Genomic DNA, 12230 nt, shown 5'->3' with positions numbered 1-12230 from the left:
CCGGCCGATAGCTCCTCGATAAGTCCAAGCCTTGTTACAGGGGAGTTTGCAACATGTATCGTCGGTTAGCCGAAAAGCTGGGCAATGTCAGCGTCAAAACCAAACTGGGCGTGGGCTTCGGCCTGGTATTGGTGCTGACGTTAATGATCACCTTCACCGGCTGGACCAGCGTGGGCGATGTGATCGGTCGGGGTGACAAGCTGGGTTATATCTCCAGCCTCAACGGCGTGACCAAGGACCTGCGTCTGGCGCGCCTGGACTTCGAAATGCGGCGCGGCGAGCAAGGCACCGGCGCGGTCGACAGCCTGATCGCACAGTTGGACGACGGCCTGAAAAAAGCCGCGCAATTGATCGAACAACCCGAAGACAAGGTCCTGGTCGAACAGCAGCAGGAAGCCTTGAGCCAGTACAAAAAGGCCTTCGCTGGCATGGTCCAGGCCGGGCTCAAGCGTGAAGGCGCACGCAGCAAACTGGGCGACACCGCTGACAATGCGGTGGCCAAGGTCAGCGAGGTCGAAGCCTCACTGCTGCAAGGCGACAGCGTCAGCCAGTTCAACAGCGTGGTGAGCTTGAGCAAACTGATCCAGCAGGCACGCTTCCAGGTGCGCGGCTACACCTACAGCGGCAAGGTCGAGGCCGAGCAACCGGCGCTGGATGCCATCGACAACGCCCTCAAGAAAGCCAGCGAGCTCGAAGGCCAACTGCCGGCGCAGTACCAGACCAACCTGCAACAGGCCGGCGTGTCGCTGCAGGCCTACCGCGCCGCCGTTAGCCAATACCGTGACTCCCAGACGGCCGCCGCCGCTGCGTTGAAAACCATCACCGCCCAGGGCGATATTCTGATGGGGCACAGCGAAAAGCTCACCGTGTCGCAGACCGCCGTGCGCGACCGGGATGCCGCGCAAGCCAAATACCTGCTGCTGCTGGCTGCCGCGCTGGCATTGATCGTGGGCCTGTTCGCCGCCTGGGCGATCACCCGTCAGATCATCATCCCGCTCAACCAGACCCTGCAGGTCGCCGAGCGCGTGGCCTCCGGCGATTTGAGCCACAACCTGGAGTCCGGCCGCAAGGACGAACTGGGCCAACTGCAACGGGCCATGCAAAGCATGACCCTGGGCCTGCGCGCGTTGATCGGGGGCATCAGCGACGGCGTGACCCAGATCGCCAGCGCGGCCGAGCAACTGTCAGCCGTTACCGAACAGACCAGTGCCGGGGTCAACAGCCAGAAGGTCGAGACCGACCAGGTGGCCACCGCCATGAACGAAATGGCCGCCACCGTACAGGAAGTCGCGCGCAACGCCGAAGAGGCTTCCGAAGCCGCCGTGGCTGCCGACCAGCAGGCCCGTGAAGGCGACAAGGTGGTGGCGCAAGCCATCGCCCAGATCGAACGCCTGGCCGCCGAGGTCGGCAGTTCCACCGAGGCCATGGGCCATCTGCAGCGTGAGAGCGACAAGATCGGCAGCGTGCTCGACGTGATCAAATCCGTGGCCCAGCAGACCAACCTGCTCGCGCTCAACGCCGCCATCGAGGCCGCCCGTGCGGGTGAGGCCGGACGGGGTTTTGCCGTGGTAGCCGACGAAGTGCGCAGCCTGGCGCAGCGTACCCAGAAGTCCACCGAGGAGATCGCCGAGCTGATCGTCGGCCTGCAGAGCGGTACCCAGCAAGTGGCAACCATCATGGACAACAGCCGTGGCCTCACCGACAGCAGCGTCGAGCTGACCCGTCGCGCCGGCACTGCCCTGTCGAGCATCACCCTGACGGTGTCGACCATCCAGGCGATGAACTCGCAGATCGCCACCGCCGCCGAGCAGCAAAGTGCCGTGGCTGAAGAGATCAACCGCAGTGTGCTGAACGTGCGCGACATCTCGGAGCAGACCGCTGCGGCCAGCGAAGAAACCGCCGCTTCGAGTACCGAGCTGGCGCGTCTGGGCACCCATCTGCAAGCATTGGTCAGCCGCTTCCGGGTCTGACGCATCTGCCTGTGCGGCGACCGGTTCTCGGTCGCCGCCTGCCACCTCTGAAATTTCCTACGCATTTATCAGGCCCGACCGACCATCGATGGGACTAGCGTTTAACCACGCCGGTTACTCTCTCGTTGGAGGTCGATCATGCTTCGTCGAATGACTCATCTGCTGGGTGATATAAGTGTCACCTTCAAACTGATCCTGGGGTTTTCCCTGGTACTTGCCCTGAGCCTTGTGATTGCCACAACGGGCTGGCAAGCCCTGGAGGCGTCCCGCTACCGTTCACAAACGCTCACGCTGCTGTCGCAATTGGCGGTGGCCGGTGAAGAGCTGCGGGCAGACCGCATTGTTTACCGAACCCTGAACAATGCCGACAGCCTCAACAAGCTGGGCACGGGCATGCAGAAAATCGATGACCTGCTGACCGAGCTTCCCGGCCGACTCCAGGCGCCCAAGGCGGCCGAGTACCATCAGGAGATGACCCGTCTTTCCAGCACCTTCAAAGCGCGACTCAAGGAGGTGCCGACGCTGGTTGAGCAGCGCGAGGCCGCCCGCGAAAAACTCAAGGAGACTGCCTCGCAGACCGGTGATGTGTTGACGCAATTGGCCAGCGACCTGCCGGATCAGGACGATCAAAAAGCCCTGGATGCCGTGGAAGACCTGCGCCAGGCCATCGAACAGGCCGACGACCGTGCGCAAAGCCCGGCCTGGGCCGCCAGTTCACTGGAGGCTTATGCACAATCGGTCAGCGATGCCGAGCGCGGTCTCGAAACGGCCCAGGCCGCCGTGGCGAAGCTGCCGGTCAACAGCACCCTGTTGAACACCACCGTGCAAGGCATGCGCACCCACCTCACACGGCTCAAGGACACTCAATTGAGCACCGAAGCCGGGCAAACGCAGTTGGAGACATTGCTGGATCAATTGCTCGGGCAAAGCGATCTGTTAAGCCAGGACCAGACCCAGCGCCGCGACCGCGAGGCCGAGCAGGCGCGCACCCATACCTTGCTCATCACCGCTGCCGCCCTGCTGTTCGGCGCGCTGGCGGCGTGGCTGATTGCCAGGCAAATCGTCGAGCCGCTGCGCATGGCACTGTCGATGGCCAACCGCATTGCCCAGGGCGACCTCAGCGACGACCTGCAGACCCGGCGCAAGGACGAGCTGGGCCAGTTGCAACGCAGCATGAACCAGATGACGGCGAACCTGCGCGCGCTGATCGGCAACATCAGCGACAACGCACGACAAGTCGCCAGCGCGGCCGAGGAGCTGTCCACGGTCACCGAGCAAACGCGCGCCGGGGTGAACCATCAGCGCGCGGAAACCGAGCAGGTGGCGACCGCCATGAACCAGATGCTGGCCACCGCTCAGGAAGTCGCTCGGCATGCCGAGCAGGCTTCAATTGCTGCCGGTGCGGCCAATCAACAGACCGAAATCGGCGATCAAGTAGTGACCGGTGCCGTGGCGCAAATCGAACACCTGGCCCATGAAATGGCACGCTCAAGCCAGGCCATGCTGGCGCTGCAACGGGAAAGCCAGAAAATCGGCAGCGTGCTGGACGTGATCAAGTCCGTCTCGCAGCAGACCAACCTGCTGGCGCTCAACGCCGCCATCGAAGCGGCGCGCGCCGGCGAAGCCGGTCAGGGGTTTGCGGTGGTCGCCGACGAAGTACGCACACTGGCCCAGCGTACCCAGCAGTCTGCGGAGGAAATCGAAGGGCTGATCAGCGGCCTGCACAGCGGCACACAGCAAGTGGCCGACATCATGGACCACAGTCGCACGCTCACCGACAGCAGCGTCGGCCTGGCACGCAACGCCGGCGATGCGCTGATGGAGATCGCCCGCACCGTGGCGGTTATTCAGGACATGAATCCGCAGATTGCAGCGGCGGCCGAACAGCAGAGCGCAGTGGCCGAAGAGATCAATCGCAGTGTGTTGAAAGTGCGCGACGCCTCGGAGCAAACCGCCACCGCCAGTGAACAGACGGCAACGGCGAGTATCGAGCTGGCACGGCTGGGGGTGAGCCTGCAGCAGTACGTCGAGCGGTTCAAGGTCTGACGGCTACAGGACCTGACGCAAAAACGCCTGGGCGCGCGGGTCCCTGGGCGCGGCAAAAAATTCGGACGGTGCCGCGTCTTCGAGCAACTTGCCGTGGTCGAAGAACAGCACCCGGTCCGCCACTTCGCGGGCAAAGCCCATCTCGTGGGTGACGCAGACCATGGTCATGCCTTCCACGGCCAGGGTTTTCATCACGTCCAGCACTTCGCCGACCATTTCCGGGTCCAGCGCCGAGGTGGGCTCGTCGAACAGCATCACCTTGGGCTCCATGGCCAGGGCGCGGGCAATCGCCACCCGCTGTTGCTGCCCGCCGGAGAGGCGTGAGGGGAACTCGTTGGCTTTTTGCGCAATGCCAACCTTTTCCAGCAGCGCCAGGGCCTTGGCTTCGCGCTCCTTTTTACCGCGCTTGCGCACGACTTTTTGCGCCAGGCAGAGGTTTTCCAGTACGGTCATGTGCGGGAACAGGTTGAAGTGCTGGAACACCATGCCGACCTCGCGGCGGTAGGCGTTCACATCGGTCTTCGGGTCGGCCAGTTGCAGGCCGTCGATGCTCACCGAGCCCGAGTCGAAGGCTTCCAGGCCGTTGAGGCAGCGCAGGAAGGTGGACTTGCCGGAACCGGACGGACCGATCACCACCAGCACCTCGCCCCTGGCCACCTGCGTGGTGACGTGGTCGACCGCGCGCACCACTTGCCCACGGGTATCAAAGACTTTTACCAGATCGCGGACTTCAATCACTTTGTGCGAGCCTCCGCTCAAGCCGGCTGGCCATTTTCGACAGCGGCAGGTTGATCAGCAGGTACAGGCCTGCGACGCAGAACAAAATTTCGAATGGCGAGAACGAGGTGGTGATCACCTCGCGACCACTTTTGAGCAGTTCGGTGATGGCGATCACCGAGACCAGCGAGGTGTCCTTCACCAGGCTGATAAATTGCCCGGCCAGGGGCGGCAGCACGCGCTTGAAGGCCTGCGGCAATACCACGTGACGCATCGACTGGCTGGCGCTCAGGCCGAGGGAACGCGCGGCTTCGTCCTGACCACGGGTGATGGACTGCACGCCGGCCCGCACGATTTCCGCCACGTAGGCACCGGTGAACAGCGACAGCGCGGCGATCCCGGCGAACTCCCGGGACAGGTTGAGCACCGTGCCGATGAAGAAATAGAAAATGAAGATCTGCACCAGCAGCGGCGTGCCGCGCACCAGTTCGACATAGAGCGTCGACAGGTCGCGCAAGGTGGGGTTACTGGACAGTCGGCACAGCCCGGTCGCCAGGCCAATCGCCAACCCGAGGATCCCGGAGACCACCGACAGCCACAACGTGGTCCACAAGCCCCACATCAAAGGGCCGAGCGCCCAATGGCGGTTCACCCCGATCACATCGCCTTCGGCCACATCATCGCCGCGCGCCACTTGCAGGCTGTTGTCGGCCACGCTCACCCGTTGTTCGGCACCGGCGTCGTTGCGCAGGGTCACTTCGGCGACGTCGCCCTTGCGCACCAGGTCGATGACCGTGGAGATGTCGGCGGCGCGCTGCGCTTCTTCGGCCTGATAGGCGAAGTACTGCGGCACGCGGTTCCAGCGCCACTCGTAGGCCATCAGTGAGGTGGCGTAGTACAACGCGCCAGCCAGGCCAACCAATACGACCATGGTCAGCAGGTGCCAGGGCCATTGGGCTTTTTTCTGTTTCATTTCACTTTCCGCAGGAGGGGTGTCGCCTGGCAGGCCGCCATCGCGGGCAAGCCCGCTCCCACCGTTTGAGGTGTGAACACCGTAAAAAGTGGGAGCTGGCGTGCCTGCGATACAGGCAACCCGGTCTTAAGGCTTATTCCATGTCCTTGAGCCACTCGGAGCTCTTGAACCACTTGTCATGGATGCGATCGTAGGTGCCGTCGTTGCGGATCTGGTGCAGGAAATTGTTGATGTAGTTGAGACTGTCGTAGTCGCCCTTCTTCAGACCGAACGCCAGGGGTTCGAAGGTGAAGGGCTCGTCAAGGAACACCAGCTTGCCGTTGCCGACCTTTTTCTCGGCGACCACGTTGTACGGTGCGTCGTAGACAAACGCATCGGCCTTGCCGTTGACCACGTCCAGCACGCCTTCCTGTTCGTTGTCATAGCCGTGGTACTTGGCTTTGGCGATCAGCTTTTTGGCGACCATCTCTCCGGTGGTGCCGAGCTTGGAGGTCAGGCGGTACTTCTCGTCGTTGAGGTCTTTGTAGGACTTGATGGTGCCTTCCAACTCCTTGCGAATCAGCAGGGTCTGGCCGACCACGATGAAGGGTTCGCTGAAGTTCAGGCGCAGGTTGCGTTCCTGGGTCAGGGTCATGCCGCTGCCGATCATGTCGAACTTGCCGGTGAGGAAAGCCGGGATAATGCCGTCATAGCCGGTGGACACCAGCTCCAGCTTGACGCCCATGGACTTGGCCATGGCCTTTAGGATATCAACCTCGAAACCGATGATTTCACCGCGCTTGTCGGTCATCTCGAACGGCATGTAGGTCGGGTCCATGCCGACCTTGAGCGTGCCGCGCTTGACCGCATCATCGATGGCGCCGGCCTGGACCGCAGTGGCGGCAACCAGCGCGGTGACGCCGAGCATCAGCATCGACAGATACTTTTTCATCATCAAGTCCCCTGAACCATTCTTGTAAGGTCGGCGCGCAAAAGGGCTGCACCATTTCGGGGTGCGATCCTAACTCACTCGCTGCCTGTCACAAAGGTTTCACGGGTAAATCTTGTCGGCGTCAGAACCTTCACTCAACGTCCGCCATCCAGTCGGTGTCCTTGAACCACTTGTCGTGCAGGTCATCGTAGGTGCCGTCCTGGGCCACCTGGTTGAGAAAGTGGTTGATCCAGTTGACGCTGTCGTAGTCGCCCTTTTTGAGGCCGAACGCCAGCGGCTCAAAGGTGAACGGTTGCTCCAGCGCGAGCAGAGTGGCATTTTCCGGCCGCGCCATGGCGATCAGGTTGTAGGGGGCGTCGTGAATGAACGCGTCGGCCTTGCCCTCCACCACCTGCCGCACGCCTTCTTCCGGGGTGACGAAACTGCTGAACCGGGCCGTCTTCAGAAAGCGTCGCGCCGCCGCCTCACCAGTAGTGCCCTGATTGACCGCAATGTGATAGCCCGCCTCGTCGAGGTCTTCGATGCTGGACACCTTGCCAGCCAGACGCGGATGCAGCAGCACGGTCTGGCCCACCACGATAAAGGAGTCACTGAAATTGAGCGTGAGATTGCGCTCCTGGGTGACGGTCATGCCGCTGCCGATGAGGTCGAATTTCTTCGCCATCAGACCCGGCACCAACTCCGTATACGGCACCACCACCAGCTCAAGCTCGACACCCAGGGCACGGCTCATGGTGCGCAGCAGGTCGATCTCGAAACCGACAATGCGCCCTTGCTTGTCCTTCATTTCGAAAGGCGTGTACGTGGGCGTGGTTCCCACTTTCAGCACGCCGCGGCGCACCGCATCCTCCAGCGCACCCGCCGCCGACACGCCGGCGTGAATCAATGCGACTGCGCCCATCAGCAATGCCGAACAAAACCTTTTGATCATGAGTGCCCCCGTGGCGCATTGAATGTGGGGGGCGATGCTACCCCAGCCACAGGCACGGCAATACGTCTCGAACAAAGGTCTTTTGTTTCGAAATAACAAGGGGTTAATGTTTAAAGGAATAAGCCGGAAACGCTGTAGGACCGGCGTTGGAAACGCCCCCGGGAAGAACCCTCGGGGGCGTCTGAATCAGGCCGGTTGGGCCCGCGACGCTTGCGGCTGCAGTGGCAGCAACGGCGCATGGGGATCAGCCTTGATCGAAGTACGCCAGGCGCCAAGCCACTCGGCATGCCCTTCGCTCCATACCTGCTCATGCAGGCGAGCCAGGGCGACCGGGTCGCTGAGCAACGCCACACGCTCAGCGTTGGTAAGGCCGGCAGGGCCGACTTTCAACGCATGGCGAACACGTTCGACACGCAGGTACTCGACAGGCTCCGCTTCACGGTGCCGCGAGGTCGCCAGGGCACAGGCAAGGGCGTTCTGCTGCGGGTCGACCACCGAACGCACGAACCCGTCATTGAGGGCGTGCCAGCGGTTTTCGTGGGTGTATTTCTCGGTCGACAGCAGCGCCTGCGGCGGGTTGTATTCCTCAGGGATGAGGAACAGGCTCTCGTCGCGGGACTTGAGCCCCAGGTTGACCCGGCTGGAAATCACCGACACCGGAATCGACAGCATCAGCGAACCGACAATCGGCACCAGCCACCACAGGAAGCTTGGGTTCAACCACACCACCAGCAATGCCCAGAGGAAGCCCAGCACGGTTTGCGGGCCGTGGCGCTTGACCGCTTCGCTCCAGGGTGTGGAGTCGTCGTCACGCTGCGGCGAATTCCAGGTCGCAGCCCAGCCGAGGAACGCGGCGAGCACGAAGCGGGTGTGGAAGATCATCCGCACCGGCGCCAGCAGCATGGAGAACAGCATCTCCAGCAGCATCGACAGGGTCACCTTGAACTTGCCACCGAACTCTTTCGCGCCCTTGGCCCAGATCAGGATGATGCTCAGCAGTTTAGGCAGGAACAGCAGCACGATGGTGGTGGAGAACAGCGCCACTGCCTTGTCCGGATGCCATTGCGGCCACAATGGATACAACTGGCGCGGCGCCATGAAGTATTGCGGTTCCATCAGCGTGTTCACCGCCAGCAACGCCGTGGACATCACCAGGAACAGGAACCACAACGGCGCCGACAGGTAGGACATCACGCCAGTGAGGAACACCGCGCGGTGCACCGGGTGCATGCCCTTGACCAGGAACAGGCGGAAGTTCATCAGGTTGCCGTGGCACCAGCGACGGTCACGCTTGAGTTCGTCCAGCAGGTTCGGCGGCAGTTCTTCGTAGCTGCCCGGCAGGTCGTAGGCAATCCACACGCCCCAGCCGGCACGGCGCATCAGCGCGGCTTCAACGAAGTCGTGGGACAGAATGGAACCGGCGAACGCGCCCTTGCCTGGCAACGGCGCCAGGGCGCAGTGTTCGATGAACGGCTTCATGCGGATGATCGCGTTGTGACCCCAGTAGTGGGATTCACCCAGCTGCCAGAAGTGCAGGCCAGCGGTGAACAACGGGCCGTACACACGGGTGGCGAACTGCTGCATGCGCGCATACAGGGTGTCCATGCCCGACGCCCGTGGCGCGGTCTGGATGATCCCGGCATCCGGCGTGGCTTCCATCAAGCGCACCAGGCTAGTCAGGCATTCGCCGCTCATCACGCTGTCGGCGTCGAGCACCACCATGTACTTGTATTCACCGCCCCAGCGACGGCAGAAGTCGTCGAGGTTGCCGCTCTTGCGCTTGACGCGACGGCGACGACGGCGATAGAAGATCTTGCCGAAACCGCCGGCTTCGCGGCATACGTCGAGCCAGGCTTGCTGTTCGGCGATGCAGATGTCGGCTTCGTTACTGTCGCTGAGCACGAAGAAGTCGAAGCGATCCAGGTCACCGGTGGCGGCCACCGATTCGAACGTGGCGCGCAAACCCGCGAATACACGCGGCACGTCTTCGTTGCAGATCGGCATCACCAGCGCAGTGCGCGCGTCTTTCGGAATGGGCTCATCGCCAGCGCTTTTACCGGAGATCCGGTATTTGTCGTGGCCGGTCAGCAACTCCAGGAAGCCCATCAACGCGGTCCAGAAACCCGCCGACACCCAGCAGAACAGAATCCCGAACATGATCAGGATGCTGGTTTGCAGGGCGTAAGGCAGGACCTGGGTGGCGGTTTGCAGCAGGGTCTGGTTGCGGATCTCGTCGAAGTCGACCAGCGACCAGCCCTGGTACGGCATGATGCCTTTCATGTACCAGCCGGCCACGATGGTCTGGCCGAGCATCAGCACCAGCAGGATATAGCGGCGGATCGAACCCACAGTACGCCAGCGCGCGGCCGGCAATACGCGCTCGTCCTTCGGTGGCGCGGGAGGGTTGGAGCGCCCGGTGATACGGCGCCAGCCGCGCACCAGGATATTGGTGCGCCATGGCTCCGGTACGACCTTGGTGCGCCGGATCGGCGGCGTGGCCTTGAGGCACACGCGACCGCTGGCGTCGAGCGCGAGCATTTCCGCGTCCTGCAGCTCTTCGGCGCTGTTGAGCGTCAGGCGCCGGCCAACCGACGCCTGGGCAGCGTCGACCGGTGCGTCGAAGGTGGCGGACGACAAGCGTTCGTGCAGCTCGCTGAAGGATGAACAACCGGCCAGTTCGGCACGTTGCTCAGCGGTCATCGGCAGATGCGCCAGGTACTCGGACAACGTCTCTGGCTTGACTTGAGAATTACTCATCGGCTGGCAACTGGTAGCTCCAGGTCTCGGTCAGGACTTGTTCGGTCTTGATCGGTTCTGGTGTGGCTGGGGCGGCGTCCGGCTGCTTGGCTTCCTTGTCTTTCGCTTCCTTGGCGTCTTTCTTGGCCTGTTTCTCGTGTTGCTTGGCCAGAACTTTGTCAGCCTTGAGCACGTGGCTGGTGTCCTGCTCAGGCGCAGGCGGTGCAACGTCCTGCACCAGCGCGGCACGCATTTCGGTCGGTTTGCCGGCGTCCTTGATCTTCATGCGCAGGGTCAAACGCCAGCCCTTGGTGTGCTCGTTGTAGCGCACGCTGTTTTCAACCAGTTCGGCGTTGTCGCCAACGCTCACCTGGCTGCGTACCGGGGCATCGGCCGGCAGGTTCTTCAGGGACGGGCCCTCGAAGTCCACCAGGTAAGCCACGGTGCCGTCAGGCTGACGGATCAGGTTGGACTGCTTGACGTCGCCGGTCGAACGCAGGGTCTGCTTGACCCAGGCGCTGTCGGTCGGGTGCAGGGCTTTTTCGTCCATGGTCCAGTGCAGGCGGTAGGAAACGTCCAGCGGCTCGCCGACTTTCGGCAACTCGGCCGGGCTCCAGAACGCAACGATGTTGTCGTTGGTTTCGTCAGCGGTCGGGATCTCTACCAGGTCGACGGTGCCTTTGCCCCAGTCGCCTTCCGGCTCGATCCAGGCGCTTGGGCGCTTGTCGTAGTTGTCGTCGAGGTCTTCATAGTGGCTGAAGTCGCGACCCCGTTGCAGCAGGCCGAAACCACGCGGGTTCTCGACACCGAAGTTGCTGACCGACAGGTGTTTAGGGTTGTTCAGAGGGCGCCAGATCCACTCGCCGTTGCCGGCATGGATCGACAGGCCGCTGGAATCGTGCAGCTCGCGACGGTAGTTGAGCACTTTGGACGGCTGATTGGCACCGAACAGGAACATGCTGGTCAACGGTGCAACGCCGAGCTTGCTGACTTTGTCACGCAGGAACATTTGCGATTTGACGTCGACGATGGTGTCGCTGCCAGGGCGCAGGGTCAGGCGGTAGGCACCGGTGGCGCGTGGCGAATCCAGCAGGGCAAAGATCACCAGCTGTTTTTCACCCGGCTTCGGGCGCTCGATCCAGAACTCGGTGAAGCGCGGGAATTCTTCGCCGGACGGCAAGGCAGTGTCGATCGCCATGCCGCGCGCGGACAGGCCGTAGGTCTGGCCCTTGCCGACGACGCGGAAGTAGCTCGCGCCGAGCATGGTCATGATTTCGTCTTGCTTGTCGTTCTGGTTGATCGGGTACAGCACACGGAAACCGGCGTAACCCAGTTGTTCGGTGGCTTTTGGATCAAACTTGACGTCGCCGAAATCGAAGCGCGACGGGTCGTATTTGATTTCCTGAACGCTGTCGGCGGTCACTTCGTTGATTTTCACCGGTGTATCGAAGTGCATACCCTGGTGATAGAAGGACAGCTTGAACGGGGTGTTCTGATCGGCCCACTCGGCTTTTTCGTTGCGGAAACGAATTTTCTGGTAGTCCGCAAATTTCATTTCGCGGAATTCGTTCGGCAGATTGCTGCGCGGAGCTTCGTATTTCTGCCCAGCCAGCTCTTTAGCCTTGGCCGACACATCGTCCAGACTGAATGCCCACAGTTGACCCGCGCCGAACAGGCAAAACAGGGCAGAGCCCGTTACCAGTGCGTTTCGTAACCGTTTGGCAGACAATTTTGGTGCATTACAGGGACTAACAATCACGAGCAACCCTCGCCGAAAACAGATCAAAAAACCAACGGCCAGCTATCTAAATGCCAGGTTGGCGAGCATTGTTCCGACTCCCATGGGACAAAATGATTCCCCGCTGGTCGTCAGACAAGTCTCTACATAAGTCAAATTGGACCAAACCACGCTGATCCCCGTAGCGC

Annotated in this window: 8 protein-coding genes and 1 pseudogene; 3 read left to right on the top strand and 6 right to left on the bottom strand. The window is 62.0% G+C overall.

Translation table 11 applies throughout. The features are described from left to right. Positions 1 to 53: 53 nt before the first annotated feature. From TU75_RS28470 to TU75_RS05835, 3 genes and pseudogenes are all read left to right on the top strand, one after another. Positions 54 to 1064 (top strand): annotated as a pseudogene (locus TU75_RS28470) (methyl-accepting chemotaxis protein); the annotation flags it as partial. A gap of 33 nt (positions 1065 to 1097) precedes the next feature. Beyond that, positions 1098 to 1970 (top strand): methyl-accepting chemotaxis protein, encoded by an 873-nt coding sequence (locus TU75_RS28465; RefSeq protein WP_370671333.1) that lies wholly within the window; start codon positions 1098 to 1100, stop codon positions 1968 to 1970. Positions 1971 to 2108: 138 nt separating this feature from the next. Further along, positions 2109 to 4016: a methyl-accepting chemotaxis protein gene (locus tag TU75_RS05835; RefSeq protein WP_060548418.1), complete on the top strand. Its 1908-nt coding sequence runs from the start codon at positions 2109 to 2111 to the stop codon at positions 4014 to 4016. Between the two features lie 3 nt (positions 4017 to 4019). Here the strand turns inward: TU75_RS05835 and TU75_RS05830 are convergent, their stop codons facing one another. From TU75_RS05830 to TU75_RS05805, 6 genes are all read right to left on the bottom strand, one after another. After that, entirely contained in the window at positions 4020 to 4754 is a 735-nt protein-coding gene (locus TU75_RS05830; protein WP_003237400.1) for an amino acid ABC transporter ATP-binding protein, read from the bottom strand. Next, on the bottom strand, positions 4747 to 5706 hold the full coding sequence (locus tag TU75_RS05825; RefSeq protein WP_060548417.1) for an amino acid ABC transporter permease: 960 nt from the start codon (positions 5704 to 5706) through the stop codon (positions 4747 to 4749). Before TU75_RS05825 ends, TU75_RS05830 begins: the two co-directional genes overlap by 8 nt. Before the next feature lie 133 nt (positions 5707 to 5839). Next, entirely contained in the window at positions 5840 to 6637 is a 798-nt protein-coding gene (locus TU75_RS05820) for a transporter substrate-binding domain-containing protein (RefSeq protein WP_003237402.1), read from the bottom strand. A gap of 130 nt (positions 6638 to 6767) precedes the next feature. After that, complete coding sequence (locus TU75_RS05815; RefSeq protein ID WP_060548416.1) at positions 6768 to 7568, bottom strand: transporter substrate-binding domain-containing protein; 801 nt, start codon at positions 7566 to 7568, stop codon at positions 6768 to 6770. A gap of 186 nt (positions 7569 to 7754) precedes the next feature. Beyond that, on the bottom strand, positions 7755 to 10325 hold the full coding sequence (gene mdoH / locus TU75_RS05810) for a glucans biosynthesis glucosyltransferase MdoH (protein WP_060548415.1): 2571 nt from the start codon (positions 10323 to 10325) through the stop codon (positions 7755 to 7757). Then, positions 10318 to 12063, bottom strand: a complete 1746-nt coding sequence (locus TU75_RS05805) for a glucan biosynthesis protein G (protein ID WP_003237414.1) — start codon at positions 12061 to 12063, stop codon at positions 10318 to 10320. Before TU75_RS05805 ends, mdoH begins: the two co-directional genes overlap by 8 nt. Between the last annotated feature and the right edge of the window lie 167 nt (positions 12064 to 12230).

The sequence above is a fragment of the Pseudomonas poae genome (assembly GCF_001439785.1).
Classification (GTDB): domain Bacteria; phylum Pseudomonadota; class Gammaproteobacteria; order Pseudomonadales; family Pseudomonadaceae; genus Aquipseudomonas; species Aquipseudomonas poae.
This window is presented reverse-complemented; position numbering and strand designations above follow the sequence as displayed.